This window comes from Halomonas sp. KM-1 (genome assembly GCF_000246875.1).
GTDB lineage: Bacteria > Pseudomonadota > Gammaproteobacteria > Pseudomonadales > Halomonadaceae > Halomonas > Halomonas aerodenitrificans.
The window spans coordinates 40,141-66,420 of the sequence record NZ_BAEU01000143.1 but is presented as its reverse complement, the minus strand read 5'-3'; the positions used below and the strand labels follow the sequence as shown (position 1 = coordinate 66,420).

The window sequence follows — 26,280 nt, the reverse complement described above, 5'->3', positions numbered from 1 at the left end:
ACGCCTGGGGCAGGGCGCTGGGCCTGCCGTTCGGGCGGGCACCGGCGGCGACGCTGCGGGCCTTGATTATGGCGGACTCGGTCGGCAGCGTGCGGGTCACCCCCTGGCGGCGGCTGCTGGTCGAGGGCTTTCCCGCCGGCGAGCCTTCGCCGCCGGGGCTGCTGGAGAGCGAGAGCGATCCACGCCTGGCCATGCAGGCCTGTCCGGGCGCGCCCTACTGCGAGCAGGCCAGCGTGGCAACCCTGGGCCTGGCTCGGGAATTGGCCGAACGGATGGACGGCCAGGGATCGCGCAGCGTGCACCTGTCCGGCTGCGTCAAGGGCTGCGCCTGCCAGGCACCCACGGACCTCTGCCTGACCGGCCGGGCGGGGCGCTTCGACCTGATCGTCGGTGATCGCGCCGATGGGGAGCCGGTGGCCACCGGCCTGGATGAATCCGATGTTATCGAACACCTAGAGAAGAATCGCGATGCCTTACGTCTATGAAACGGACGGCCCGGCCATCTACCGGGAGTCCTTTTCCATCATCCGGCGCGAGGCCGAGTTGGCGCGCTTCGCGCCGGAGGAGGAGCCAGTAGCGGTGCGCATGATCCATGCCGCCGGGCTGGTGGAACTCGCCGCGCATATTCACTTCCGCGGCGATGCGGTGAATCGGGCCCGGACGGCGCTGGAGCAGGGCGCCCCGATTCTGTGCGATGCGCGCATGGTTTCCGAGGGCATCACCCGCAAGCGCTTGCCGGCAGACAACCCGGTGATCTGTACCCTGCACCATGAGCGGGTACACGACCTCGCCCGGGAGCTGGCCACCACCCGCTCGGCGGCGGCGCTGGAGCTTTGGCGACCCCATCTCGACGGCGCGGTAGTGGCGATCGGCAATGCGCCCACCGCGCTGTTCCACCTGCTCAACATGCTGGAAGATCCGGCCTGCCCGCGCCCGGCGGCGATCATCGGCTGCCCGGTAGGCTTTGTGGGCGCCGCCGAATCCAAGCAGGCCCTGTGGGAGAGCGCCGCGGCCCCCTGCGTGATCGTCGAAGGCCGCCTCGGCGGCAGCGCGGTGACGGTGGCCGCCCTCAATGCCATGGCGGATCGCAGCGAATGAGCCAGGAAACCATCACACTGGGCACCATCCATGGCGTCGGCCTCGGCCCCGGCAGCCAGGACCTGATGAGCGTGCGCGCCGACCGGCTGATTCGCGGGGCCACCCACGTCGCCTATTTCCGCAAGAAGGGGCGCCGCGGCCATGCCCGAAGCATCGTCGAGGGTCTGCTGGCGCCCGACGTGATCGAGATCCCGCTGGAGTATCCGGTCACCACCGAAATCCCCTTCGACGACCCGCTCTACAACGAACTGCTGGCGACCTTCTACGAGAACGGCGTCGCGCAGCTCAGCGAGATCGCCGAGGCCGGCTGCGATGCGGTGGTGCTGTGTGAGGGTGATCCGTTCTTCTACGGCTCCTTCATGCACCTCTATACCCGCCTGCAGGGGCGGGTGCCGGTGGAAGTGGTGCCCGGCATCACCGGCATGTCTGCCGCCTGGACCGCCACCGGGCAGCCAGTGACCTGGGGCGACGACATCATGACCGTGCTGATGGGCACCCTGCCCGAAGCGACGCTGGTCGAACACATCGCGCGCACCGATGCCCTGGTGGTGATGAAGATCGGTCGCAACCTGGCCAAGCTCCAGCGAGCGCTGGCCGGGGCCGGTCGGGAGCATGAGGCCTGGCTGATCGAGTACGCCGCCATGCCGCAGCAGCGGATACGACCGTTTCACGAGGTCGGCGACAGCGTGCCCTACTTCTCCATCGTGGTGATCCATGGCAATGGGAGACGGCCATGACTGCCAAGAGCAACACCGGTTGGCTGAAGGTGGTTGGCCTCGGCCCGGGCGATGATGCGCTGATCACCCCGGAAGTCTCCACCGCCCTGAACGAGGCCACCGACGTGGTGGGCTACGTGCCCTACGTCGAACGGGTGTCGCCGCGGCCGGGGCTGGTGCGCCACGGTTCGGACAACCGCGAGGAGATCCGCCGCGCGGAGCAGGCGCTGCGGCTGGCCGCCGAGGGGCAGCGGGTGGTGGTGGTCTCCTCAGGGGACCCCGGCGTGTTTGCCATGGCCGCGGCGCTGTTCGAGGCGCTCGAAGCCGGCGAGCCCGAATGGCGCGAGCTGGACATCCAGGTGCTGCCGGGCATCTCCGCCATGCTGGCTGCCAGCGCACGCCTGGGCGCGCCGCTGGGCCACGACTTCTGCTGTATCAACCTTTCCGACAACCTCAAGCCCTGGGCGCTGGTCGAACGGCGCCTGCGGCTGGCCGCCGAGGCCGATTTCGCCATGGCTTTCTACAACCCGCGCTCCCGCGCCCGGCCGGAGGGCTTCGTCCGCGCCCTCGAGGTGCTGCGCGAGGCCTGCGGGGCGGAGCGCCCGATCATGTTCGCCCGGGCCGTCTCCACGCCGGAAGAGCAACTGAGGGTCACCACTCTGGGCGAGGCCGCGGCGGAGATGGCCGATATGCGCACCCTGGTGATGGTGGGCTCCAGCCAGACGCGCCTGATCCCGCGCAATACCGTAGGCGTGCCCTGGGTCTACACCCCGCGCTCGGTCCTAGAGCCTGTCTCAGGGGCTTGCTCAGGGACTGACGCAGGAGCCGAGCCGTGATGCAGCCAGGCCAACACCGCATCGACCGAATGCACCTCGCGCCGCGGCGGCGGCACTGGCCGCTCGATCATCACCACCGGCACGCCCAGCCGGCGAGCGGCGTCGAGCTTGGCGATGGCGCCGGTGCCGCCGGCGTTCTTGCACACGACGCGCTGGATGCCGTGCTCCCGCAGCAGCGCCAGGTCGCCGTCCAGCGTGAAGGGGCCGCGGTCGAGGACGATATGGTGGCGGGGCAGGGGCGGCGGCGTCTCGGGGGCATCGACCAGCCGCAGCAGATAGTGGTGCTGGGGCTGGGCGGCGAAGGCGGAGAGCTGTTGGCGGCCGATGGCCAGCAGGATGCGCTGGGGCGGGCCGGCCAGGGCCTGTACCGCCGCTTCCACATCGGCGACCGGTGTACAGCAGTCCCCGGCCTGGGGCGCCCAGGGCGAGCGGGTCAGGGCGATCAGCGGAATGCCGCTGTGGCTTGCCGCGGCCACGGCGTTGCGGCTCATCTGCTCGGCGAAGGGATGGGTGGCATCGACCAAATGGGTGATGCGCTGCTCCGTCAGCAAGGCGGCCAGGCCTGCCACGCCGCCGAAGCCGCCGACCCGGGTGGGCAGCGGCTGGGGCTTGGGCGCCTTGACCCGGCCGGCATAGCTGAACAGGGCCGGAATCGAGCGCTCGGCCAGGGCAGTCGCCAGGGCACTGGCCTCAGTGGTTCCCCCTAGAATCAGGATTTTCATATGACGGATCGTGATGACGCCCCCTGGCTGACCCTGCTTGGCTGGGGGGAAGGTGGCACAGAAGGGCTGACCGCGGCAAGCCGCGAGGCGCTGGAGGCCGCCGAGCTGGTGTTCGGTGCCCGGCGCCATCTACGCCTGCTGCCGGCGTTGGTCGCCGAGGTGCGGGAGTGGCCGGTTCCCTTCGCCGAGGGCATCCCTCGTCTGCTGGCCGAGCGGGGCCGGCGGGTGGTCATGCTGGTCTCCGGCGATCCCTTCTGGTTCGGCGCCGGAGCCACGCTGGCGCGCCACCTGCCCGCCGAGGAGTGGCGGGCGCTGCCGGCGCCTTCCACCTTCAGCCTGGCGGCATCGCGCCTGGGCTGGCCGCTGGAGGCGTGCACCTGCCTCGGCCTGCACGCCAAGCCGCTGACGCGCATCCGGCCCTACCTGCAGCAGCACCGACATCTATTGGTGCTGCTACGGAATGGGGACGCCGTGCGTGAGCTGGCCGGCCTGTTGGTGCGCTTCGGCTTCGGTGGGTCGCGGCTTCACGTGCTGGAAGCGCTGGGGGGAGACGACGAGCGCCTTCGCAGCATGCGGGCCGACGCCGACCTGCCCGGCGATATCGCCCACCCGGTGGCGGTGGGGCTGGAGGTGGCCGGTGATGGTCCGGCCCTGCCGCTCACACCCGGCCTGCCGGACGCGCTGTTCGAGCACGACGGCCAGCTCACCAAGCAGGCCGTGCGCGCCATGACCCTGGCCGCCCTGGCTCCGAGGGCGGGGCAGCGGCTGTGGGACATCGGCACGGGCTCGGGCTCGATCGCCATCGAGTGGCTGCTGGTTCATCCGGAGAACCAGGCGGTGGCCTTCGAGTGCCACGCCGAGCGGGCAGCGCGGGCACGCCGTAATGCCGACAACCTCGGCGTCGACTGGCTCGAGGTGGTGGAGGGCGCCGCCCTCGACGTTCTGAAAAATCAGGCACAGGAAGACCTGCTGCCGCCGGAAGCGGTCTTTATCGGGGGCGGGTTATCGGAAAGCTTGCTGGAGGCGCTGTGGCAGCGCCTGCCGCCCGGGGTGCGCCTGGTCGCCAATGCGGTGACCCTGGAGTCCGAGGCCCTGCTGGCCGAGTGGCAGCGGCGGATTGGCGGCGAGCTGCTGCGCATCGAGCTGTCCAGCGCCGCTCCCCTCGGCAACCGTCGCGGCTGGAAGGCCGGTTACCCCATCGTGCAGTGGCGGGTGACCCGATGAAGGCGGCATCGAACGACATGTGCGTGGTCGGCTTCGGCTTTCGCCGCGCGGCACCGCTGGCCTCGCTGGCCGATCTGCTGGCGCAGTTGGAGGCTCGCTATGGCCCCGTCGACCGCCTGGCAGCGGCAGCGTCCAAGCGGGCGCTGGTCGAGGCGCTGGGGCGCGAGCGGGGCATGGCGGTGATCGCCGTGGCCGACGAGGCGCTGCCATCGGCCGTCACCCTCACGCACTCCCGCCATAGCCTCGAGGCCCGGGGCACGGGCAGCGTCGCCGAGGCCGTCGCCCTGCTGGCGGCGGGGCCCGGAGCGGAATTGCTCGGCCCCCGGCTGATTTCGGCGGATCGCATGGCCACCGCGGCAGTAGCGAGAGGGGCTTTGAGAGGAGCTTTGAGAGGAGAGGGCGCATGACCATACATTTCATCGGCGCCGGCCCCGGGGCGCCGGACCTGCTGACGCTGCGCGGGCGCGATCTCATCGCGGCCTGCCCCGTGTGCCTCTACGCGGGCTCGCTGGTGCCCGAGCAGATCCTGGCCCACTGCCCGGAGGGCGCCCGTATCGTCAACACCGCGCCGCTCTCCCTCGACGAGATCGTCGCCGAGATGCGCGCCGCCCATGCCGCGGGCCTGGATGTCGCCCGGCTGCACTCCGGCGACCTGTCGATATGGTCGGCCCTGGGCGAGCAGCTGCGCCGGCTGCGTGAGCTGGCAATTCCCTACACCATCACCCCGGGCGTGCCGGCTTTCGCCGCGGCGGCCGCCACCCTGGGTCAGGAGCTAACCCTGCCGGGGGGGGCGCAATCCGTCGTGCTGACACGAACGCCGGGGCGCGCCAGTGCCATGCCGGAGGGCGAGACCCTGGCCAACTTCGCCAGGACCGGCGCCACCCTGGCGATCCACCTTTCAATCCACAACCTGTCTCAGGTCGTCTCCGAGTTGCTGCCGCACTATGGCGCCGAGTGCCCGGTAGCCATCGTCTGGCGGGCCAGCTGGCCCGACGAGCGGGTGGTGCGGGGCCGACTGGCGACGGTGGAAACCCTGGTCGACGACGCCCTGCAGCGCACCGCGCTGATCCTGGTGGGGCCGGTGCTGGACAGTGAGGACTTTCAGGAGAGTAGCCTCTATTCCGTCGGCTACGACCGCCGCTTTCGGCCGCAGTCGGCGGATTCGCCTTTCGCTGCCGGCAGGGAGGATGAGCGATGATCCATCTCTCGCTGATCGGCATCGGCACCGGCAACACCGAGCATGTCACCCTGGCCGCGGTGCGGGCGCTCAACCAGGCGGACCTGATCCTGCTGCCGCGCAAGGGGGATGCCAAGTCAGACCTGATCGACCTGCGCCGGATGCTGTGTCGCGATCTGCTCGAGGCGTCATCCCGCCCCCGAATCGTGGAGTTCGATCTGCCGCGCCGCGATGCCCGCGCCGATTACCTGGGTGCGGTGGACGACTGGCACGACGCCATTGCCGAGGTCTGGGCTGAACTGATGGCAACGCACCTGCCTCAAGGCGGTCGGGTCGGCATGCTGATCTGGGGCGATCCCTCGCTCTACGACAGCAGCCTGCGTATTGCCGAGCGTCTAGGTGGCAAGGGGCAAGCGCTCGAAATACGCGTGGAGCCCGGCATCACCAGCCTGCAGGCACTCACCGCCGCGCACTGCATCCCCCTGAATGCGCTGGCCGAACCGGTGTTGATCACCACGGGCCGGCGACTGCGGGAGCGCGGCTGGCCTAGTGACGCCGAGAGCGTGGCGGTGATGCTCGACAGCGGCGGTGCCTTCCAGGCGCTGCCTCAGGAAGGCCTCACTATCTGGTGGGGGGCCTATCTGGGCATGGACAAGCAGTGCCTGATCGACGGCCCGCTGGCGGACGTGGCCGCGACGATCCTCGAACGGCGTGCCGCCCTGCGCGAGCGGCACGGCTGGATCATGGACGTCTACCTGTTGCGGCGAGTTTAATTAAGGAGAGTGCAATGAAGACGGTCGACCCCCAGCGCCATGCCGAGCGCATGGCCCACAAGCAGAAGATCATGCAGGAGCGCATCGCCCGCGCCGACAAGGAGCAGGGCGTGCTGCTGGTACTCACCGGCCCCGGGAAGGGCAAGAGCAGCTCCGGCTTCGGCATGCTGGCCCGGGCGCTCGGCCATGGCATGAAGGTGGGCGTGGTGCAGTTCATCAAGGGTAAGTTCCAGACCGGCGAGGAAGCCTTCTTTCGCCAGCAGGCGAACGTCGACTACCACGTGATGGGCGAGGGCTACACCTGGGATACCCAGGACCGCGACAAGGACGTGCAAGCCGCCGAGGCGGCCTGGGAGGTGGCTCGCGGCATGCTCGAGGATCCTGCGGTCGACCTGGTGTTGCTCGACGAGCTCAACATTGCGCTGCGCCACGGCTACCTGGAACTCGATCGCGTACTCGACGACCTGCAGGCTCGTCCGGCCATGCAGCATGTGGTCGTTACCGGCCGGCACGCCCCCGAGGCGCTGATCGAGCTGGCCGACACCGTCACCGAGATGCGCGTGGTCAAGCACGCCTTCAAGGAGCAGGGGGTTAAGGCGCAGAAGGGCATCGAGCTGTGAGTGTCGTGACGCTCGTGAGATGAGCGCCGGGGACAAGGCGCAGCGAGGGTTTTTTGCCAGGGATGGCAAAAATAGCGCCCAGGGATGGGTTCACAGCGCCCTCGCAGAGCCTTGGCGCCGGAACAGCTCATCGCTCCCTAACGGTGAAACAGTAGCTCGGCGCTCATCCTGCCGACTCGTTCCCTCATGACTTTTTTTGGAGAACCGCATGGCAGAACACAGCGGGCGAGCCGATCACGCTTTTCCCCCGCCACAGCGGGAGGGACTCTACCGCGCGATTCACGAGCGCCGCGACGTGCGCGCCCAGTTCCTGCCGGATCCCGTGCCGCCCGAGGTGCTGGCCCGGCTGCTGGACGCCGCGCACCATGCGCCGTCGGTGGGCTTCATGCAGCCCTGGGACTTCCTGGTGATCGACAGCCTGGAGGTGCGCCGCCGGGTGCATCGGCTGTTCCTGCAGGAGAACGAGAGAGGGGCACAGCAGTTTTCCGCTGAGCGGCAGCAGGCATACCGCCGCCTCAAGCTCGAAGGCATCCTGGAGAGCCCGCTCAACCTCTGCATCACCTGCGACCGTAGCCGCGGCGACGGACCGGTGCTGGGACGCACCAGCATCGTCGACACGGACCTGTTCAGCACCTGCCTGGCCGTGCAGAACCTGTGGCTGGCAGCCCGCGCCGAGGGCATCGGCGTGGGCTGGGTCAGCATTCTCGATCAGAAAGAGCTGGCGACGATCCTCGACCTGCCAGAACAGGTCTACCCCCTGGCGTACCTGTGTCTGGGCTACGTCAGCGAGTTTCTGCAGCAGCCCGAGCTGGCCCGCTCCGGGTGGCGCCAGCGCCTGCCGCTCACCGAGCTGGTGCATGGCAACGGCTGGGGGCAGGCGCTGGCGGACGAGGCCCTTCACGAGGCGTTGCAAGAGGTGGCCAAGCTATGAGCACCCTGATGATCCAGGGCACCACTTCGGACGCCGGCAAGAGCACGGTGGTGGCGGGGCTGTGCCGGATGCTGGCCCGGCGCGGGGTATCGGTGGCGCCGTTCAAGCCGCAGAACATGGCGCTCAACAGCGCGGTGACGGTGGACGGCGGCGAGATCGGCCGCTCCACGGCGCTGCAGGCGCTGGCGGCAGGTGTGGCGCCCCACAGCGATATGAACCCGGTGCTGCTCAAGCCGGAGAGCGACCGCGGCGCCCAGGTGATCCTGCGCGGGCACGTGCACGGCCACATGGACGCGCTGGACTACCACGCCTACAAGCGCACCGCGCGGGAGAGCGTGCTGGCGGCGTGGCAGGCGCTGTCGAGCCGCTATGACGTGATCATTACCGAGGGGGCCGGCAGCCCGGCGGAGATCAACCTGCGCGCCAACGATATCGCCAATATGGGCTTCGCCGAGATGGTCGACTGCCCGGTGATCCTGGTCGGCGACATCGACCGCGGAGGGGTCTTCGCCCAGCTGGTGGGCACCCTGGAACTGCTCAGCGAGAGCGAGCGCTCACGTACCCAGGGCTTCATCGTCAACCGCTTCCGCGGCGACATTTCTCTGCTCGAGCCGGGCCTCGACTGGCTTACCGAGCGCACCGGCAAGCCGGTATATGGCACGCTGCCCTATCTGCAGGGCTTGCTGCTCGATGCCGAAGACAGCATCGGCCGCAGCGGGCGGGTGGGGGCGGGGGCCACGCTCAAGGTCGTGGTACCGGCGCTGCCGCGCATCAGTAACCACAACGACTTCGACCCGCTGCGTCTGCATCCCCAGGTCGACTTGACCTTCGTCGGGCCCAATCAGATCGGGCCAGGCCGGGAGATCCCGCCGACGGATCTGATCGTCCTACCCGGCAGCAAGAGCACCCGTAGCGACCTCGCCTGGCTGCGTGCCCAGGGCTGGGAAGAAGCAATACAGCGCCATCTGCGCTATGGCGGCCGAGTGCTCGGCATCTGCGGCGGCTTTCAAATGCTGGGCCGGGCGGTGCACGACCCCGACGGCCTGGAAGGGCCGGCAGGATCGACTCCCGGTCTGGGGCTGCTCGAGTTCGAGACGCGCATGGTGGCGGGTAAGCAGCTGCGCAATGTGAGTGGGCACTTGCTAGCCGAAGAGGTGCCGATCGCCGGCTACGAGATCCATAACGGAGTGAGCGAGGGGCCGGCCCTGGCAAGGCCTCTCGTTGTGCTGGAGGGCCGACCGGACGGTGCCGAAAGTGCAGATGGCCGGGTCATGGGCACCTACCTGCATGGCCTGTTCGATCGGCCCGAGGCGTGCGCGGCGCTGCTCGCTCGCTGCGGGCTCGATGCGCCGGGAGGCGCGGTGGATTACCAGGCCCATCGCCAGCAGGAACTCGACCGGCTGGCCGACTGCCTGGAAGCGAGCCTGGATATGGCCGCCATCGAACGACTGCTGGGGCTTTGAGCCACAGAGCTCATTATTCTTTAGTCCTATTCTCGCGCAAGGGGGCCATTGCGTTGTGTAAGCGCCGTTACTGCATCTGCGTTAGGATGGCTCGTCCGGCATTGTTGACGTTAACGTAAACTTCGCTCAAATGGCGCCAAATCTGTCGACAATTTGCTTGAAAATGTCGAAGCGATATCCATAAAGCGTGCTCATTATGGTGATCTTTTCCTCGATGTTTGTAATGTTGTCGACAAGTTCCGGCAAGTGGCGGCTTGTCCACTCGTCACATGGTCGAATGTTGCGCCGCGTCAGACCCGCGTACAACCGAGCTCAGCCAAGAACAACAACAACCGACGAAGAGGACCGCTCAACAAACAGAACCGCCGAGGTGTGACGTGCCGCTCAAACGCGAATATGGCCAGGAGCATCCCTACTGGCCGCTGGGACCCTTCAAGGTCCGCCTGCCTTTCATCCATTTTCAATGGGCCATTCCGGAAACCATCCAGGCCATGGTGATGTTCGTCATCTCCCTGGGGATGATCCCGCTGCTCGAACAGTACCTGGGCGTGCCCTACGAGGTGGGCCTGGCCTTCGTCGTGGTGTGCGGTATCGGCTTCATCCTGCCGCCGCTGCTGGGGGTACCGTTCATCGCCGGGTGGATCACGCCTGCGATCCCGGTGGTGCTGCTGTTCATCGGCCAATACGAGCCGGGGCCGGATGCCATTCGCGCCATGGTGGCGCTGCAGCTGATGGTGACGGCGATCTTCCTGTTCATGGCGGTGACGCGGCTGGGCACCAAGTTGGTCAACAGCGTGCCGGCCTCGATCAAGGCGGGCATCTTGCTCGGCGCGGGCATCGCCGCCATCAGCGGCGAGATCGTCGAAGGCGGTCGGCTCTACAACACGCCGATCTCGCTCGGTATTGGCGGGCTGATCACCCTCTACGTGCTGTTCTCGCTCTCCTTCCGCGATCTGGCCGAAAAGTATCGCTGGGCGCGCAACATCGTCGCCTTCGGCATGGTGCCGGGGATGCTGATCACCATGGCCATCGGCTGGGGCGTCGGTGAGTACTCGATGCCGACGGTGGAGTGGGGCATTGCCGTGCCCGACTTCGCCGGCATCTGGGCCTACCTGCCGTTCGCCATCGGCGCGCCACCCATCGAGCTGATGGTGGCGGCGATTCCCACCGCGATCATTGCCTACATCATCGCCTTCGGCGATATCGTGGTGGGGCAGACCCTGCTCAAGCGCGTCGATCATCTGCGCCCCGACGAAAAGATCGAGGTCAACGTCGACCGCGTGCACCTGATCACCGGTATCCGTAACCTGATGCACTCGCTGCTGGCGCCCTATCCGGGGCTGGCCGGGCCGCTGTTCACCGGCGGCATGGCCACGGTGACCGAGCGCTACCGCTATGGGCGTAAGGCGATGGACACCATCTACTCCGGCACCGGGGTGTTCTGGATCGTCGGCTTCTTCGCTCTGTTCCTGCTGCCGCTGGTGACCTTCTTCCGCCCGGTGCTGCCCATTGCGCTGTCGATCACACTGCTGATCACCGGCTACCTGTGCATCGCCATCGCCGTGGAGCAGATCAAGAACGCCACCGCCATGGGCGTGGCGGGCATCATGGGCGTGGTGCTGGCCACCCACGGCGCAGCCTGGGGACTGGGCATCGGCCTTATCCTCTATTTCCTGATCGAGCATCGCGCTCGCGGCGCACGCGAGGCCGAGGAGCAGGAGCCGATTGCGGTGGAGGACGACATGGTGGTGGAGCGCGACGAGGAGGAGGCCGTGCGGCCCGGACCCGCCACGCGATAAATGGAAATAGCGTAAAGACAAGCGGGCCGACGCCGAGGCGTCGGCCCGCTGCGTTGCGAGGTTGTCGAGTGGCCGGACTCAGTCCGGCGCGATTGGCAGCCGGCGCTTGTGCTCGGTGCGTCGGTAGGTGGTGAGGATGGTGTCAAAGGCCCGTTCGGAGACCTCGCGGTTCTCCAGGAAATCGTCGATCTCCTCGTAGCTGACGCCGAGGGCCACCTCGTCGAGCTTCTGCGGTGCCAGCGACTCGAGATCGGCGGTGGGCGCCTTGTTCACCAGCGCATCGGGTGCGCCCAGTTCCTGACCCAGTAGGCGCACCTGACGCTTGCTCAGCCCGGTCAGGGGTGCCACGTCGCAGGCCCCGTCGCCGTACTTGGTGAAGAAGCCCATCAGCGCCTCGGCGGCCTGATCGGTGCCGATGACCAGGCCGCCGCGGGCGCCGGCCACGGCGTACTGGGCCACCATGCGCTGGCGCGCCTTGACGTTGCCGAGCACGAAGTCGCGCTGGTGGGCGTCCTTGAACGTCAGCCCGCCGCTCTCCAGCGATGCCAGCAGCGCATCGCTGGCGGCCTGGATGTTCACGTCGAGTACCTCGTCCGGCTGGATGAAGTCCAGCGCGGCCTTGGCATCGTCGGCATCCTGCTGCACGCCGTAGGGCAGGCGCATGGCCACGAAGGTGGCCTGCTCACCCTGCTCGCGACGCTTCTCCACGGCGAGCTGGGCCAGGCGCCCCGCCACGGTGGAGTCGACCCCGCCGCTGATGCCCAGCACCAGCGTGGTCTGTCCGCTCTCCTGCATGACCCGGCACAGGAAGTCGCGGCGTCGCTCGATCTCATGCTGGGCATCGATGTCGCTGCGGGCTTGCAGCTGCACGCCGATGGCGCGCTGCACGGCCCGGCGTGAACGTGTCTCTTCTTCACTCTTCGTCGCGCTCTCAAGACACAGCCGATGGTAGTGGGGCAAGCGCTCCAGGGCGTAATGGGCCGCCGCCAGGCGCACCTCGTTGCGGGTGCCGTCGAAGCGTCGCGTCTCGCAGTAATGATGGTGATCGCCGTCATGGCGGAAGGCCCAGGCGAAGCAGACGGTGCCGATCGGCGTATCGTCGTCGCCCGGGTTGGGGCCGGCGATGCCGGTGTTGGCCAGGGCCACGTTGGCATCGTTGTTGTTCAGCGCGCCGGCGGCCATTTCACTGGCCACGGCCTCACTGGTCAGGCCGTAGCGCTCGATGGTGTCGAAACTGACGCCCAGATAGCGGTTCTTCGACTGAGGCGAATAGACGCCGAGGCCGCAGTCGATGCTCTGGCCGCTGCCGGGCACCCTGGCCAGCTCCGAGACGATCAGTCCGGCGGTGCATGACTCGGCGGTGGCAAGCTTCAGTTCGTTGTCGATCAGATAATCCGTGATCCTGTCCAGCAGCTCCATTGCCTCTCCTCCTGATGGCCGACTAGCCTGATGCTGTCGGGAATGAACCTGACCTTACCTACCCTAGGTCAATTCGGTCCGAATCGCGTGGCCGGAAGCCGATCGGTCTGGCAAGACTATGGAGAAGTGACATGGAACGTATCGATGAGTCGAAGAGTGCCATGCTGGGGGAGGCCGTGGCGCTGGAGCGTGAGTATCGCCACGAGAGCGAAATGGCATCTTTCAGCGAGGCGGGAGAGGGAGATCCGGAGCGGATCGGCATTGCCGTGATGGGTGCCGAGGGTGACGTTGCCCAGGCGGGCAGCGCCGAGCAGCGCTTTCCCCTCGAAAGCGTGTCCAAGGCCCTGACGCTTGCTCTGGCGCTGGCGGACGTGGGCACCGAGGCGCTGTTCGAGCGGGTCGGCATGGAACCCTCGGGCGACCCCTATCACTCCATCGCGACGCTGGAAGAGGGCGAGATGGGCATCCCCGCCAACCCCATGATCAATGCCGGGGCCATCGTCACCACGGCGATGATTCGCGGCCGTGACGGCGAGGAACGCTTCGACCGGATACGCGATTTCTTCCGCCGTCTTGCGGGTAACCCCGCGCTCGACTACGACCGCGCCATGTTCGAGGCCGAAGACAAGGATCTCAATCGGGCGCTGTTCTACTACATGCGCAGCCACGACGTGCTGCAGGGCAGCGAGGAGGATCTGCTGGTGCCCTATCTCAAGCAGACCACCATCGAAATGAACTGCCGCGAGCTGTCACGTATCGCCGCGGTACTGGCCAATGCGGGGCGTGACCCGGAGAGCGGGGAACGCTTGATTGGCGAGGAGACGGTGCGCATCGTGCTGACGCTGATGTTCACCACCGGCATGTACGATCAGTCGGGCAGGTACGCCGTGGAGGTGGGCATGCCTTCGAAGAGCGGCGTTTCCGGTGCCATCCTGGCGGTGGCACCCGGGCGCATGGGCTTCGGCGTGATCGGCCCTGCGCTCAATGAGCACGGCAACAGCGTGGCCGGGCTGCGCCTGCTCGAGGCGCTGTCGAGCCGCTGGCGGCTGGGCGTATTTGCCTGAGCCAGTGCCCGTTACCGCTCAGGGCTGGCTGAGAGCGGGCGGCGGGGCGATGCCCTCGAACAGGGCCGGGTCGTCGCTGATGGCACTGTCGACCCCCCACGCCCAGTGGGTGGCGAAGGCTGCCGGGTCGTTGGGCGTGTAGCACAGCAGCCGGTAGCCGGCGGCCTTGATCTCCTGGGCCCGGTAGGCGGTGAGCCGGGTCCAGTCGGTATGGATGCTGAAGGCTTCCAGCGCCTCGCAGCGAGACTGCCATCTTGCGGGCACGCTTTCACTGAGCACGCCGATGGGCAGCAGCGAGGCGTCGGCGATGGCGCGAGCCTGACGCAGGGCGGGCTGATCGAAGGAGGAGACGATCAACCGCTCCGGCGGCAGCGCCTCGAGCAGGCGCGGTATCACCACTTCGGCCAGCTCGGTACCGCTGCGCCGGCTGGTCACCTTGAGTTCCATGTTGACGCCCATGTCCAGCTCCACCAGCAGCTCCAGCATCTCGCGCAGGGTGGCCATGCGCTCGCCGTGAAAGCCGTCGCCGAACCAGGCGCCGACGTCCAACTTGCGTACCGCGGCCAGATCCAGCGAGGCCAGCCTGCCGTGGCCGTCGGAACAGCGCTTGAGCGTGGCGTCGTGCCAGATCACCGGGGTGCCGTCACCGAGCAATTGCACGTCGAGCTCGACCCATGAAAACCCGGCAGCATGGGCGGCGTGCACCGCTGCCAGGGTATTTTCCGGGGCGTGGGCGGACAGTCCGCGATGGGCGATCAGCCGGGGCAGGGCGATGGCGGGGTGCGGTGAGGTCATGCAAGAGCTCCAAAATCGAGGGACCAAGCAAATCTATCGGGCATCAATGACAGGATAGCGACCCGCTCGGGGCACACATGGTATCGGGCGCGACTATGCTAGTCTTGCGCCTTTGAAGAAAGCAATGAGGCAAGCATGAAGGTGATGACCCCCGAGCGTGACGAGCAGCGCGACGCCTGGCTCGCGCGGCTGTGCGCCGATGTCTATGGTAGGGAAGCGGGGCTGTCGCCGTTGGTAACCTTCACCGGGACGCGACAGGTGCTGTTCACTCAGGAGGCGGCAAGGCTGTGGGCGCTGGTAGACGAGCAGGGCCGGCCGGGGGCTCTGGCACTATTGACCCTCGACGCATCGGGCAGCGACATGACCCTGTGGCACCATGCCTCACCGGGCGGCGACCGCGAGAGCGTGCGTCGCTTGATTCGCGAACTGGTGCAGAAGGCGCCCCTGCGAGTCGATGCGGCAAATCAGGAAGAAGAGGGCTTCTATCGCCGCTGCGGCATCAATCGCTGGTTCGCGACGCCGGGCGGTCGGCGTGTCGGCCTCTCTCCGCATCACTCGGCACGCGGCGTGAGCGAGCTGGAGCCACCGCTCGGCTTCGATGAGGAGGCGATCCTGCGTCGCTTCAAGCATGACGCCCATTTCTTCGAGCAGGAGAAGGCGAGCTTCGTCGAACGTCTGGCCGCATTTCCCGGGTAGTTGAGCGGTCTGTTGCCATCAACCCCTTGACCCCATGCGCACATGGCGGTTGGATGAAGCATCCCTATCGTTAGCCGACAAAGGAAAACAGCCCATGGCAAAGCGAATTCAATTCTCCCGCACCGGCGGTTCCGAAGTGCTCGAATACATCGACGTCACGCCGGCCGATCCGGCGCCCGGTGAAGTACGGGTCAGGAACGAGGCGATCGGGCTCAACTTCATCGACATCTATTTCCGCACCGGCCTCTATCCTGCGCCTGGTCTGCCGTCGGGGCTGGGCACCGAGGGCGCCGGTGTGGTCGATGCCGTGGGCGAGGGAGTGAGTCACCTCAAGGCGGGCGATCGGGTCGCCTATGCCCAGGGGCCGCTGGGAGCCTACGCCGAGTATCACGTGCTGCCGGCGGACAAGGTGGTGACGCTGCCCGATAACGTCGACGCCGAGACCGCCGCCGCCAGCATGCTCAAGGGGCTCACTGTGCAGTATCTGCTGCGTCAGACCGCTCCGCTCAAGGGTGGCGAGACGATCCTGTGGCACGCCGCTGCCGGCGGGGTAGGTTCGATTGCTTGCCAGTGGGCCAAGGCGCTGGGGGTCAATCTGATCGGCACCGTCAGCTCGTCCGAGAAGGCCGAGCTGGCAAAATCCAACGGCGCCTGGGAAACCATCGACTACACCCGTGAGAACGTGGTCGAGCGGGTGCGTGAGCTCACCAACGGCGCGATGTGCGACGTGGTCTACGACTCGGTGGGCAAGGACACCTGGATCACCTCGCTGGACTGCCTCAAGCCGCGTTCGCTGATGGTCAGCTTCGGCAACGCCTCCGGGGCGGTGGAGGGCGTCAATCTCGGCATCCTCAACCAGAAGGGCTCGCTGTTCGTCACCCGCCCCAGCCTCAACGGCTATGCCGACACCCGCGAGCGGCTGGAGGCGATGTGTCGCGACCTGTTCGACATGCTGGGCAGCGGCAAGGTCAAGATCGACATCGGGCAGCGCTTTGCCCTGGCCGAGGCCGGCAAGGCCCAGGACGCGCTGGCCAGCCGTCAGACCACCGGCTCCACTATCCTGCTGCCGTAAGCAGAAGCGCAGACTTGCTCACGCACAACGCCCGCCTCACTCGAGGCGGGCGTTGTCGTTGGAAGCTGCTGGATTGGCGCGTCACTCGTTGCTGACGTAGGCGCCCATCTCACGCATGCGCGACTCGAAGCTTGCCACGTTGTCGACGAGGCTGTCGGGGCCGTAGGCGACGCACTCGGCCAGCAGCACCTCGATCAGGGTGATGGCGGAGAGAATCGAGGGGAAGAAGTGCGGCGTGGCGTTGGCTACGGTGAAGGTGATGGCCGCCCCGGGCACCAGCGGCGAGCGCAGGGTATCGGTGATGACGATGGATTTGACGCCCGCCGCGCGGGCGATTTCCAGCGCTCGCACGGTCTCGGCGCAGTAGGGTTCGAAACCGAAGGCGACCACCACGTCGTTCTCGCCGAAGGGGGCCAGTTCGGTCAGCAGGCCGCCCTCCTGGCCACGGATGAGCTGGACGTTGGGCATGGCGATGCGGCCGACGTAGGCGAAGTGATAGGCGCAGGCGAAAGTATCGCGAAAGCCCACCACGGCGATCTTCTCGGCGGCGAGCAGCATCATGGCGGCATCGCGCACGCGTGCCTGAGTGTCGGCGGTGAACAGGCGCCCGATGTTGTCGAAGGCGGCGTCGCCGACGTCGAGAAACACCTGATCATCGGTCTGGCTGGCCAGGTTGCGCAGGTCGCTGGCTCGGCCGGAGAGTTCCACCGGCCCGGCCTGCACGGCCGATTGAAACACTTCACGGAACTGTTCGTAGCTGTCGAAGCCGAGGCGTTTGGCCAGGCGCACCAGGGTCGAGGAGGTGACCCTGGCGGCCCTGGCCGACTTGCGGATCGACTGAAAGGCGATCTCCATCGGATGCTCCAGCACGTAGCCGGCGGCAAGCTTCAGCTGCGGACTGAGCTCGGGGTAGGCGGCAGCCAGCTGCTGGTTCACGGCATCCAGACCGGTGGGCGGGCATGCCTCTTCCGGGGTGGTGTCTGCGCTCTGTGTCTCGTGTTCCAGCACGGCTGTCTCCTCGATCAGGGGGCCTGGGCCCGGCTCATGGAAGCCGACGGGAAGGGAGGCGCATTGTAACGCATGGCTTCCGTCAAGTAATGACACATTCGTTTCCACTTTGTTTCTATCGCGGCACGCTCGTGTTGACGTCGCATCGTTCCTTGTCTAGCATGCGCATAAAACAAATGTGACATTAAATGTTTTATAACGTTACGTTTGTTTCCATATGGCACATACCGTGTCATCCGTTATCGCCACGTCAGCCATCCATTACGCCGAGAGAGTGCCGAAACGCTCATGAGCGCCACCAGCCCCGAAACCCTCATCGTCGACCGCCGCGGGGCGGTCATGGAAATCCGCTTCAACCGACCGCATCGCCTCAATGCGGTGGTCGAGGCGTTCTACAGCGAGCTGCTCGCCGCCCTGGCAGAAGCCGAGCGCGACCCTGAGGTGCGCTGCGTGATCCTCACCGGCGAGGGACGGGCCTTCTGCGTCGGTGCCGACATGAAGGAGCATGGCAGTGCCCAGCGCACGCTGTTCCAGCGTCGCCGCTACCTGCAACTCGGTAACGACGTGTGCGAAGCGATCCTGCGCCATCGCAAGCCGGTCATTGCCGCCGTCAACGGTTACGCCCTAGGCGCCGGTGCCGAAATGGCGGTGGCCTGCGACTTCATCGTCATGGCCGAGGAGGCCCAGATCGGCTTCCCCGAAACCAGCATCGGTACCTGCGTCGGCGGCGGCGTCTCCAAGCTGTTGCCGCAGTTGGTGGGGCTGAACATGGCGCGTCAGCTGCTCTACACCGGGCGCCGCATCGACGGTCGCGAGGCGGCCCGCATCGGCCTGGCCACCTCGTGCCACGCCGCCGATGCCATGCCGGCCGAGGCGCAGAAGCTGGCCGAGAGCCTGGCCGGCCAGGCGCCGGTGTCGATCGCCATGCTCAAGCGGCTGGTCAACCAGGGCAGCGACACCGGGCTCGAAAGCCAGCTGCAGCAGGAACTGGATGCGGTCTTCACCTGCTCGACCACGACCGATTGGCAGGAGGGGGTCGACGCCTTCGCCGAGAAGCGTGCCCCCCAGTTCAAGGGCCATTGAGACTCAAGGATGCGAGACATGAACCCCATCGAAGGACACTTACCCGTGCGCAGTCCACTGCACGCCATTCTGGCTCCCACCGGCATTGCCGTGGTGGGCGCCTCGAGCGATCCCACCAAGCGCGGCTACAAGGCCATGGTCGGCCTGATCAAGGATGGTTTTCGCGGCGACATCTATCCCGTCAACCCCAAGGCCGACATGATCCTCGGCATCAAGGCCTGGCCGTCCATCGCCGCGATTCCCGGTTCGCCCGAGCTGGCGCTGATCTGCACCCCAGCCGCCAGCGTGCCGGGTCTGATCGCCGAGTGCGGCCGCCGCGGCATCAAGGGAGCGGTGATACTCGCCAGCGGCTTCGCCGAGATCGGCGGTGAGGGCGCCGAGCTGGAACGCGAGATGATGGCCAAGGCCGAAGCCCACGGCGTACGCATCATCGGCCCCAACACCTCCGGCGTGTTCAATCTGCACCACCGGCTCAATCTGCTGGCGCTGGACAACGTCAAGCCCGGCGACGTGGGCATCGTTTCCCAGTCGGGCAACATGCTGCTGTCGCTGGCGCTGGAGGCCCAGTACAACGGCCAGGTAGGCTTTTCCACCTATGTCGGCCCGGGCAATCAGAGCGATATCGGCTTCGACGACTACCTGCGCTATCTCGGCGAGGACGAACACACCCGCGTGGCCACGCTCTACGTGGAGGGCTTTCGCGACGGGCGCAAGTTCCTCGAGGTGGCCCGAGATGTCACCGCCATGAAGCCGGTGGTGGTCTACAAGTCGGGTTCCACCGAGGCCGGTCAGAAGGCGGCCAGTTCACATACCGGGGCGCTGGCCGGCAGCTATGCCATGACCGTGGACCTGCTGCGGCAGGCCGGCGTCAGCGTGGTGCAGCACTCCGATGAGATTCTGCCGGTGGCCGAGGGGCTGGGGCTGCTGCAGAAGGCCCGTGGCAAGCGGGTGGCGGTGATTTCCGACGGCGGCGGTCAGGCCACCATCGCCTCCGACCGTCTCGCCGAGGCGGGGTTGGAACTGGCCGAACTCAGCGAGGAAACCCGCCAGCAACTGCGCGACGTGCTGTTTCCCCAGGCCTCGACGGTCAACCCGGTGGACGTGGCCGGTTCCACCGATGCCAATCCCTCCTTGCTGGCCACCTGCATGGAGATCGTCGCCGCCGACGACAACGTCGACAGCGTCTTCCTGGTGGGCATGTTCGGCGGTTACAGCATCCGTTTCGCCGAGTCGCTGCTGGGTGACGAGATGCGCGGCGCCGAGGCGATGGTGGACCTGTCCAAGGCGACCGACAAGCCGCTGGTCGTCTACAGTCTTTACACGCCGATCAAGCCACCGGCGCTGCGCCGGCTGCACGAGGCGGGGCTGCCCATCTACGCCTCCATCGAGCAGGCGGTGAGGGTTCTCGCCGCCCTTGGCGAGCGGGGCGAATATCTCGCCCTGAGTCGGAAGCACCCTCGTGAATCGGCCATTGCGCCCAAGCCCGAACTCAGCGACCTGTTCCAGCGTGCCCGCGCCGAAGGGCGTGACCTGTTCGAGTACGAGGCCAAGCGGCTGCTGCGTGAGCACGGCATCGAGGTGCCGCAGGAGCTGGTGGTGCGCAGCGAAGCCGAGCTTGGCGAGGCGGCGGCCACCTTCGGTGACACGCCGTTGGCCATGAAGGTGGTCTCGAAGGACATCCTGCACAAGTCGGACGCCGGAGGGGTCAAGCTCAACCTGGTCGGCGAGGCCGCGCTACGCCGCGCTCGGGAGGAGATTCTCGTTTCCTGTCGCGCCTACGACGCCCGGGCCGAGATCGAAGGGGTGCTGGTCACGCCGATGGCCCGGAAGGGCACCGAGGTTATCGTCGGCGTGATCCGCGACCCGATCTTCGGGCCGGTGCTGATGTTCGGCCTGGGTGGGATCTTCGTCGAGATCCTCGAAGACGTCGCCTTCCGCGCGATCCCGCTGTCGCGTCATGACGCGCGCAGCATGGTGGAGCAGATCAAGGCGCGCAAGATCCTCGAAGGCGCCCGCGGTGAGCCGGCGGTGAACAAGGAGGCGCTGGTGGAGCTGCTGCTCACGGTGTCGCGCATCGCCGATGCCTACCCCGAGCTCAGCGAGCTCGATCTCAACCCGGTGATCGTCAATGCCGACGGCTATGCCGTGGTGGATGCCCGCGTTATCGTGGAGCGCGAACCCGTCAACGAAAACGCCAAGGAGTCCATGGCATGAGCGAGAGCACGAGCCAGCCCCCAGCGCCCGTTCTGCAGGATGCGCTGCTGACCGTTGAAGAGCGCGTGGCGACCCTGACCCTGGACCGCCACGACGTGCGCAACGCCCTGACCGGTACGGCACTGGCCGACGACATCGTCGCCGTGGCGGAGTGGGTCAACCGCTGCGACGAGGTTTCGGTACTGGTCATCACCGGCGCGGGCTCGGCCTTCTCCGCCGGCGGCAACGTCAAGGACATGGCCAATCGCGGCGGCGACTTCGCCGGCGACGTGGCCGAGGTGGCGGGGCGTTACCGGCGCGGCATTCAGCGCATCCCGCTGGCGCTCCAGGCGGTGGAGGTGCCGGTGATCGCTGCGGTCAACGGCCCCGCCATCGGGGCCGGCTTCGACCTGGCCAACATGGCCGACATCCGCATCGCTTCGAGCAAGGCCAAGTTCGGCGAGACCTTCCTCAACCTGGGCATCATCCCCGGCGACGGCGGCGCCTGGTTCATGCAGCGCCTGATCGGCTACCAGCGGGCCTTCGAGCTGACCCTCTCCGGGCGGGTGATCGACGCCGAAGAGGCCCGGGAGTACGGCATCGTGCTGGAGGTCACCGAGCCGGAGGCGCTGATGGAGAAGGTGAGTGAGCTGGCGGCACGCATCGCCGCCCAGCCACCCAAGGCCACACGGCTGACCAAACGCCTGATGAAGATGGCACAGCGCACCGAGCTCAAGGATTTCCTCGATCTCTGCGCCGTGTTCCAGGGTATGTGCCACAACGAGCCGGAGCACTTGGCGGCGGTCAACGCCATGCTCGAGAAGATGGCAAAGTAAGCTCCCACCGACGACCGGAACCCGGCTACGGCCGGGTTTCTTTCGTCTCGGCGTCTGCGTAATGAGCGCCAAGGCAAAGAAAGCGCTGGATTTTTTTGCCCGTGCCTGTTGTGCTGAAAGCTCGCCGACACAGGGAGTGGACATGGCCGACCATACGCTGGTTTTCATCGTGCTGGGCCTGGCGCTGGCCGCTTTCGTCTGGGGGCGCTTTCGTTACGATCTGGTGGCGCTCTCCGCGCTGCTGGCTTGCGTGATCCTGGGGCTGGTGCCGGGCGAGGAGGCCTTTTACGGTTTCGGTCATCCGGCGGTGATTACCGTAGCCGCCGTGCTGGTGCTCAGTCGCGGCTTCGAGCGCTCCGGCGTGGTCGACGTCATCGCCGAGCAGGTGCTCAAGGTCGGCGACCGCCTGTTCCTGCAACTGGTGGCGCTCACCGCCACGGTGGTGGTGCTGTCGGGCTTCATGAATAACGTCGGCGCTCTGGCGCTGCTGCTGCCGGTGGCCATGCGCCTGGCCCGTGAGCACAATACCTCGCCTTCGCTGTTGCTGATGCCACTGGCCTTCGGCTCGCTGCTCGGCGGTCTCATGACGCTGATCGGCACCCCGCCGAACATTATCATCTCTGCTTACCGCGGCTCGGTAACCGGAGAGACCTTCGGCATGTTCTCCTTCTTCCCCGTCGGGGCCGCAGTTGCCCTGGCGGGGCTCGTGTTCATCGTGTTGCTGGGCTGGCGGCTGGTACCGCAGCGCGCCGGCAATGCGTCCACCGAGGGCATGTTCGATATCAGTCACTATCTGGTCGAGGTCCGGGTGGACGAGGAGGCCAAGGCGCTCGGTTGGACCCTGCGTGAGCTGCAGCGTGAACTCGAGGAGACGCTACCGGTTCTGGCGGTCTTGCGCGGTGAGCAGCGCTACGCTGGGCATGCCTTCCTCGGCGCGCTGAAAGAGGGGGATGTCCTGCTGGTAGAGGCGGGGCCGGAAGAGATGAAACTGCTCGAGGATAAGGCCGGCCTGCGGGTGGGAATCGACCCGCAGGAGGAAACCCTCGAGCAAGATCGCGCCGAGGCGGAAGAGGGTGGGCAACTGCAGCGGGACGCTAGCCTGCCGGATGACGAAAATGACCAGGCGGAGAGCAAGGATAAGAACAAGAAGGAGAAGAAGCGCAGTACGTCCAACGGTCTGGATACCGAGGGACTGGAGCTGGTCGAGGCGGTGGTGCGCAACGACTCGATCATGGTCAACCGTACCGTGACCCAACTGCGGCTGCACAACCAGTACGGCATGCATCTGGTGGCGGTGGCCCGGGACGGCAGCCGCCTGCGCCAGCGCCTGCGCGATATCCGTTTTCGTCCCGGTGACGTGCTGTTGCTGCAGGGCGGCGAGAGCAATCTGAGCGAGAGCCTGGCAACGTTGGGCTGCCTGCCCCTGGCCAGGCGTAACTTTACCCTGGGGCAGCCGCGCATGCTGCTGGTGTCTCTCGGCATCTTTGCCCTGGCCATCGCCGCCATGCTGCTGGATATCCTGCCCAATGCCGTCGCGCTTGCCCTGGCGGCCCTGGTCACGCTGCTGGTCGGCGTATTGCCGCTGCGAGACGGTTATCAGGCCATCGACGGCCCGGTGATCATCCTGCTGGGCGCCATGATCCCCGTGGGCACGGCGCTCGAAACCAGCGGCGGCGCGGCGCTCATTGCCAACAGCCTGCTTGAGCTTGGGGGCACCTGGCCCACCGTGTCGATCCTGATCCTGCTGTTCGTCACCACCATGATGCTCTCCGACGTGATCAACAATGCGGCGGCGGCAGTACTTATGGCACCGATCGCCGTCAGCCTGGCCAACGGTTTCGATGCGTCCATCGATCCCTTCCTGATGGCGGTGGCCATCAGCGCCTCCTGCGCCTTTCTCACTCCCATCGGGCACCAGTCCAACACCCTGGTGATGGGCCCCGGCGGCTATCGCTTCGGCGACTACTGGCGCATGGGCCTGCCGCTGGAGCTGGTGGTGATGGCGGTGGCGATACCGATGATCCTGCTTGTGTGGCCCTTGTAGGGAATCGCGATTCCCTACTGCGCTCGCTATCCTGATCGCCGGCGGTACTCACAATCCTCATTGAGCAATAAGTCAACTCCGGTTGCTCCGTTCCGGCGGCGACCAGCCTAGCTTCGCTCGTGACGTGAATCACACTTCCCTGACTTTCGAATAGAGGTCTTAAAAACCCCGGCGCTGGGCCGGGGTTTGGTAGGAGGCCGATCTTACGCCGCGTTGTGGCGCAGGATGTTGGCCTTGTCGGTGGCGAACTCGTCGTACTCGAAGTCGTCCACGCTGAGCAGCTCGAGCACTTCGGCTTCGAAGCGGCGCATGAACTCGGCGTCCTCCTCGCTGACCAGACCCTTCTCCCGCGCCGCCTCCAGGCGCGCCTCGGGGTGTAGCGCCTGACGCGGCAGCTCGCCCTTGGCATAGGCCTTGTTGACCGTGCGGTAGAGCGCCTCGGCGCGGTCGTAGTCGGCCAGCAGGGCGTTGTAGTGGGCCAGCGGGTTGTCCTTGACGCCGTCGTCGTCCAGCCAGGCCGCGGCGATCAGCTTGGTGCGCAGCGGTGTGTCGCGCGACACGGCCTGGGCGATCTCGCGGGTCAGATGATCGGCGGGGCGCTTCCAGCGCCGGCCCAGCGGCATCGTCACGGCGCGCAGCACGCCGGCCAGCGCGCGGTTGGGCAGGTTGTCGAACAGCTCGTCGAAGGCCTGCTCGGCGCGCTGCAGCAGGTGGGTGCAGCTGTAGTGGAACAGGGCCGCTTCGCCCTCGACCTTGTCACCTTCCTGCCAGTGCTTGAGCACCATCGAGGCCAGGTAGAGGTTGGAGAGCACGTCGCCCAGCCGCGCCGAGATCATCTCGCGCTGCTTGAGGGTCGAGCCCAGGCTGGCCATGGCGGCGTCGGCACACAGGCTGAAGCCGGCGGAGAGGCGCGCCATGTCACGGGCGTAGGGGGCGGCCACGGCATCGAAGGGCACCGTGGGCTTGCCGATACCGAGCCCCATGGTGAAGGCGCGGGCGGCGTTGCCGAAGATCAGTGCGGCATGACCGAAGAAGGCGCGGTCGAAGGCCTTGAGGTCGTTGCTGTCGGAGGCGGCCAGCTCTTCGAGCACGAACGGATGGCAGCGGATGGCGCCCTGACCGAAGATCATCAGGTTGCGGGTCATGATGTTGGCGCCCTCGACCGTGATCGAGACCGGGTTGGCGCTATACCCGATGCCCAGGTAGTTGCGTGGGCCCAAGGTGACCGCCTTGCCGCCGTGGATGTCCATGGCGTCGGAAAGCCCGAGGCGCTGAAACTCGGTGAGCTGGCTCTTGAGAATCGCCGAGGGCACCGCCGGCTTCTCGCCGCGATCGATGGTGTTGGCGGTCTGATAGACCGCCGCCTGGGCGATGTAGCCCAGTGAGGCCAGGCGTGCCAGCGGTTCCTGTACGCCTTCCATTTCCACCACCGGTACGTTGAACTGGCGCCGGATACGACCGAAGCCGCCGGTCCAGCCCAGGGCGTAGCGCATGGTGCCGCTGGCACCGGAGGGCAGGGTGATGCAGCGGCCGATGGAGAGACACTCCACCAGCATGCGCCAGCCCTGACCGATCATCTCGGTGCCGCCGATGATGGTATCCAGCGGGACGAAGACGTCCTTGCCCTTGATCGGACCGTTGAGGAACGGGCTGCCGATGGGGTGGTGGCGGCGGCCGATCTCCATGCCGGCGGTGTTGCGTGGCACCAGCGCCAGGGTGATGCCGCGATCTTCTTCCTCGCCCAGCAGGTGGTCGGGGTCGAACAGGCGGAAGGCCAGGCCCACCACGGTGGCGATAGGCGCCAGGGTGATCCAGCGCTTCTCGAAGTTGAGACGCAGGCCCAGCACCTCCTTGCCGTCGATCATCTGCTTGCACACGATACCGGTGTCGGGCAGCGAGGTGGCATCAGAGCCGGCGCGGGGGCCGGTCAGGCCGAAGCAGGGGATCTCACGGCCGTCGGCCAGGCGCGGCAGGAAGTGATCCTTCTGCGCCTGGGTACCGTACTTGAGCAGCAGCTCCCCCGGACCCAGGGAGTTGGGTACGCCCACCGTGACCATCAGCGTCTCGCTGATGGAGAGCTTCTGCAGCACCAGCGACTGCGCCTTGGCGGAGAAGCCCAGGCCGCCGTACTCCTTCGGAATGATCATGCCGAAGAAGCCTTCCTTCTTCAGGTACTGCCACAGCTCCTCCGGCAGGTCGGCACGCTCCTTGGCGATCTCCCAGGCGTTGCACATGCCGGCGGCCACCGAGCACTGGTGCTCGAGGAAGCTGCGCTCCTCCTCGGTCAGGCCGTCGTCGTGGTAGCTCATCAGCTTGTCCCACTGCGGACGGCCCGAGAACAGCTCGCCATCCCAGGCCACGGTGCCGGCTTCCAGAGCGATGCGCTCGGTGTCCGAGACCTTGGGCGAGACGCGCTTGAACATGGCGAACAGGCGCGGGCTGAGCCAGTGGATACGTAGCGCCGGCAGGCCGGCCACGGCTACCCCCGCCGCGCCGAGCAGCAGCAGCACGCCGAGCACCGGGGAGCCCAGCAGCAGCCCCGCCAGGCCAAGTACGCCGAGTAGCGCCAGGGTCGGCACCGCGCCGGCCTCGCGCCGCATCAGCACCAGCAGGCCGACGACGGTGAGGATCAGGAGTATCAGGGTGAGCATGCCTCGTCTCCGTGTTTCGGATCGCGTTTAGAACAGTTGTTTGAATGTGTCAGCCTAGCC

23 protein-coding genes and 1 pseudogene are annotated in these 26,280 nt (G+C 66.9%); 19 read left to right on the top strand and 5 right to left on the bottom strand.

Annotated elements, in window-relative coordinates; all coding sequences use genetic code 11:
• The 4 genes and pseudogenes from B8115_RS23660 to cobJ form a co-directional block, all read left to right on the top strand.
• Positions 1-485: pseudogene (locus tag B8115_RS23660) on the top strand (cobalamin biosynthesis protein CobG); the annotation flags it as partial.
• Complete coding sequence (locus tag B8115_RS18155) at positions 469-1,098, top strand: precorrin-8X methylmutase (protein WP_010629264.1); 630 nt, start codon at positions 469-471, stop codon at positions 1,096-1,098. The pseudogene B8115_RS23660 and the gene B8115_RS18155, both read left to right, overlap by 17 nt.
• Before the next feature lie 11 nt (positions 1,099-1,109).
• Positions 1,110-1,835 (top strand): precorrin-2 C(20)-methyltransferase, encoded by a 726-nt coding sequence (gene cobI, locus B8115_RS18150; protein WP_026038218.1) that lies wholly within the window; start codon positions 1,110-1,112, stop codon positions 1,833-1,835.
• Positions 1,832-2,650 (top strand): precorrin-3B C(17)-methyltransferase, encoded by an 819-nt coding sequence (gene cobJ, locus B8115_RS18145; RefSeq protein WP_010629262.1) that lies wholly within the window; start codon positions 1,832-1,834, stop codon positions 2,648-2,650. Before cobI ends, cobJ begins: the two co-directional genes overlap by 4 nt.
• On the opposite strand, the gene B8115_RS18140 is transcribed toward cobJ, so the two are convergent.
• The gene (locus tag B8115_RS18140; protein ID WP_010629261.1) at positions 2,578-3,372 is read right to left on the bottom strand and encodes a cobalt-precorrin-6A reductase; all 795 of its coding nucleotides are present in this window, start codon (positions 3,370-3,372) and stop codon (positions 2,578-2,580) included. The genes cobJ and B8115_RS18140 overlap by 73 nt on opposite strands.
• Between B8115_RS18140 and B8115_RS18135 the strand changes: the two genes are divergently transcribed.
• The 8 genes from B8115_RS18135 (at position 3,373) to B8115_RS18100 (ending at position 11,359) form a co-directional block, all read left to right on the top strand.
• A complete protein-coding gene (locus tag B8115_RS18135) occupies positions 3,373-4,596 on the top strand; it encodes a bifunctional cobalt-precorrin-7 (C(5))-methyltransferase/cobalt-precorrin-6B (C(15))-methyltransferase (protein ID WP_010629260.1) in 1,224 nt (407 codons plus the stop codon).
• Positions 4,593-5,003, top strand: a complete 411-nt coding sequence (locus tag B8115_RS18130) for a cobalamin biosynthesis protein (protein ID WP_010629259.1) — start codon at positions 4,593-4,595, stop codon at positions 5,001-5,003. Before B8115_RS18135 ends, B8115_RS18130 begins: the two co-directional genes overlap by 4 nt.
• Complete coding sequence (gene cobM / locus B8115_RS18125) at positions 5,000-5,794, top strand: precorrin-4 C(11)-methyltransferase (RefSeq protein WP_010629258.1); 795 nt, start codon at positions 5,000-5,002, stop codon at positions 5,792-5,794. The genes B8115_RS18130 and cobM overlap by 4 nt, the downstream gene beginning before the upstream one ends.
• Entirely contained in the window at positions 5,791-6,546 is a 756-nt protein-coding gene (cobF, locus tag B8115_RS18120; RefSeq protein WP_010629257.1) for a precorrin-6A synthase (deacetylating), read from the top strand. The genes cobM and cobF overlap by 4 nt, the downstream gene beginning before the upstream one ends.
• 14 nt (positions 6,547-6,560) lie before the next feature.
• Positions 6,561-7,166 carry a cob(I)yrinic acid a,c-diamide adenosyltransferase gene (gene cobO / locus B8115_RS18115; RefSeq protein WP_010629256.1) on the top strand — a complete coding sequence of 202 codons (606 nt, stop codon included), beginning with the start codon at positions 6,561-6,563 and terminating at the stop codon, positions 7,164-7,166.
• 208 nt (positions 7,167-7,374) lie between these two features.
• The gene (bluB, locus tag B8115_RS18110) at positions 7,375-8,097 is read left to right on the top strand and encodes a 5,6-dimethylbenzimidazole synthase (protein ID WP_010629255.1); all 723 of its coding nucleotides are present in this window, start codon (positions 7,375-7,377) and stop codon (positions 8,095-8,097) included.
• Complete coding sequence (locus tag B8115_RS18105; RefSeq protein WP_010629254.1) at positions 8,094-9,560, top strand: cobyric acid synthase; 1,467 nt, start codon at positions 8,094-8,096, stop codon at positions 9,558-9,560. The genes bluB and B8115_RS18105 overlap by 4 nt, the downstream gene beginning before the upstream one ends.
• Before the next feature lie 377 nt (positions 9,561-9,937).
• Positions 9,938-11,359 carry a hypothetical protein gene (locus B8115_RS18100; protein ID WP_010629253.1) on the top strand — a complete coding sequence of 474 codons (1,422 nt, stop codon included), beginning with the start codon at positions 9,938-9,940 and terminating at the stop codon, positions 11,357-11,359.
• A 78-nt stretch (positions 11,360-11,437) separates the two neighbouring features.
• Here B8115_RS18100 and nadE read toward each other — a convergent pair whose 3' ends face one another.
• Positions 11,438-12,778, bottom strand: a complete 1,341-nt coding sequence (gene nadE, locus B8115_RS24165) for an ammonia-dependent NAD(+) synthetase (protein WP_010629252.1) — start codon at positions 12,776-12,778, stop codon at positions 11,438-11,440.
• Positions 12,779-12,909: 131 nt separating this feature from the next.
• Between nadE and glsA the strand changes: the two genes are divergently transcribed.
• Positions 12,910-13,842 (top strand): glutaminase A, encoded by a 933-nt coding sequence (glsA, locus tag B8115_RS18090; RefSeq protein WP_010629251.1) that lies wholly within the window; start codon positions 12,910-12,912, stop codon positions 13,840-13,842.
• An 18-nt stretch (positions 13,843-13,860) separates the two neighbouring features.
• On the opposite strand, the gene B8115_RS18085 is transcribed toward glsA, so the two are convergent.
• Positions 13,861-14,637 carry a glycerophosphodiester phosphodiesterase family protein gene (locus tag B8115_RS18085; RefSeq protein WP_010629250.1) on the bottom strand — a complete coding sequence of 259 codons (777 nt, stop codon included), beginning with the start codon at positions 14,635-14,637 and terminating at the stop codon, positions 13,861-13,863.
• Positions 14,638-14,772: 135 nt separating this feature from the next.
• Between B8115_RS18085 and B8115_RS18080 the strand changes: the two genes are divergently transcribed.
• The gene (locus tag B8115_RS18080; RefSeq protein WP_010629249.1) at positions 14,773-15,333 is read left to right on the top strand and encodes a hypothetical protein; all 561 of its coding nucleotides are present in this window, start codon (positions 14,773-14,775) and stop codon (positions 15,331-15,333) included.
• Positions 15,334-15,427: 94 nt separating this feature from the next.
• Positions 15,428-16,405, top strand: a complete 978-nt coding sequence (locus B8115_RS18075; protein WP_010629248.1) for an NADPH:quinone reductase — start codon at positions 15,428-15,430, stop codon at positions 16,403-16,405.
• A gap of 81 nt (positions 16,406-16,486) precedes the next feature.
• Here the strand turns inward: B8115_RS18075 and B8115_RS18070 are convergent, their stop codons facing one another.
• A complete protein-coding gene (locus tag B8115_RS18070; protein WP_010629247.1) occupies positions 16,487-17,413 on the bottom strand; it encodes a MurR/RpiR family transcriptional regulator in 927 nt (308 codons plus the stop codon).
• Positions 17,414-17,701: 288 nt separating this feature from the next.
• Here B8115_RS18070 and B8115_RS18065 point away from each other — a divergent pair, with 288 nt between their 5' ends.
• The 4 genes from B8115_RS18065 (at position 17,702) to B8115_RS18050 (ending at position 23,569) form a co-directional block, all read left to right on the top strand.
• A complete protein-coding gene (locus B8115_RS18065; protein WP_010629246.1) occupies positions 17,702-18,496 on the top strand; it encodes an enoyl-CoA hydratase/isomerase family protein in 795 nt (264 codons plus the stop codon).
• An 18-nt stretch (positions 18,497-18,514) separates the two neighbouring features.
• Positions 18,515-20,710, top strand: coding sequence for an acetate--CoA ligase family protein (locus B8115_RS18060; RefSeq protein ID WP_010629245.1), 2,196 nt, complete (start codon positions 18,515-18,517; stop codon positions 20,708-20,710).
• Positions 20,707-21,525 (top strand): enoyl-CoA hydratase-related protein, encoded by an 819-nt coding sequence (locus B8115_RS18055; protein ID WP_010629244.1) that lies wholly within the window; start codon positions 20,707-20,709, stop codon positions 21,523-21,525. The genes B8115_RS18060 and B8115_RS18055 overlap by 4 nt, the downstream gene beginning before the upstream one ends.
• A 142-nt stretch (positions 21,526-21,667) precedes the next feature.
• Positions 21,668-23,569, top strand: coding sequence for an SLC13 family permease (locus B8115_RS18050; protein ID WP_010629243.1), 1,902 nt, complete (start codon positions 21,668-21,670; stop codon positions 23,567-23,569).
• Between the two features lie 203 nt (positions 23,570-23,772).
• Here the strand turns inward: B8115_RS18050 and B8115_RS18045 are convergent, their stop codons facing one another.
• A complete protein-coding gene (locus B8115_RS18045; protein WP_010629242.1) occupies positions 23,773-26,220 on the bottom strand; it encodes an acyl-CoA dehydrogenase in 2,448 nt (815 codons plus the stop codon).
• Positions 26,221-26,280 lie beyond the last annotated feature (60 nt).

Coding starts and splice junctions, on each gene's coding strand:
- nadE (WP_010629252.1), bottom strand. CDS start 12,778: ATGGAGCTGCTGGACAGGATCACGGATTATCTGATCGACAACGAACTG.
- cobJ (WP_010629262.1), top strand. CDS start 1,832: ATGACTGCCAAGAGCAACACCGGTTGGCTGAAGGTGGTTGGCCTCGGC.
- B8115_RS18130 (WP_010629259.1), top strand. CDS start 4,593: ATGAAGGCGGCATCGAACGACATGTGCGTGGTCGGCTTCGGCTTTCGC.
- B8115_RS18075 (WP_010629248.1), top strand. CDS start 15,428: ATGGCAAAGCGAATTCAATTCTCCCGCACCGGCGGTTCCGAAGTGCTC.
- cobF (WP_010629257.1), top strand. CDS start 5,791: ATGATCCATCTCTCGCTGATCGGCATCGGCACCGGCAACACCGAGCAT.
- B8115_RS18085 (WP_010629250.1), bottom strand. CDS start 14,637: ATGACCTCACCGCACCCCGCCATCGCCCTGCCCCGGCTGATCGCCCAT.
- B8115_RS18060 (WP_010629245.1), top strand. CDS start 18,515: ATGAACCCCATCGAAGGACACTTACCCGTGCGCAGTCCACTGCACGCC.
- cobO (WP_010629256.1), top strand. CDS start 6,561: ATGAAGACGGTCGACCCCCAGCGCCATGCCGAGCGCATGGCCCACAAG.
- B8115_RS18055 (WP_010629244.1), top strand. CDS start 20,707: ATGAGCGAGAGCACGAGCCAGCCCCCAGCGCCCGTTCTGCAGGATGCG.
- B8115_RS18065 (WP_010629246.1), top strand. CDS start 17,702: ATGAGCGCCACCAGCCCCGAAACCCTCATCGTCGACCGCCGCGGGGCG.
- B8115_RS18080 (WP_010629249.1), top strand. CDS start 14,773: ATGAAGGTGATGACCCCCGAGCGTGACGAGCAGCGCGACGCCTGGCTC.
- B8115_RS18050 (WP_010629243.1), top strand. CDS start 21,668: ATGGCCGACCATACGCTGGTTTTCATCGTGCTGGGCCTGGCGCTGGCC.
- B8115_RS18135 (WP_010629260.1), top strand. CDS start 3,373: ATGACGGATCGTGATGACGCCCCCTGGCTGACCCTGCTTGGCTGGGGG.
- B8115_RS18045 (WP_010629242.1), bottom strand. CDS start 26,220: ATGCTCACCCTGATACTCCTGATCCTCACCGTCGTCGGCCTGCTGGTG.
- bluB (WP_010629255.1), top strand. CDS start 7,375: ATGGCAGAACACAGCGGGCGAGCCGATCACGCTTTTCCCCCGCCACAG.
- cobM (WP_010629258.1), top strand. CDS start 5,000: ATGACCATACATTTCATCGGCGCCGGCCCCGGGGCGCCGGACCTGCTG.
- B8115_RS18105 (WP_010629254.1), top strand. CDS start 8,094: ATGAGCACCCTGATGATCCAGGGCACCACTTCGGACGCCGGCAAGAGC.
- B8115_RS18155 (WP_010629264.1), top strand. CDS start 469: ATGCCTTACGTCTATGAAACGGACGGCCCGGCCATCTACCGGGAGTCC.
- glsA (WP_010629251.1), top strand. CDS start 12,910: ATGGAACGTATCGATGAGTCGAAGAGTGCCATGCTGGGGGAGGCCGTG.
- B8115_RS18140 (WP_010629261.1), bottom strand. CDS start 3,372: ATGAAAATCCTGATTCTAGGGGGAACCACTGAGGCCAGTGCCCTGGCG.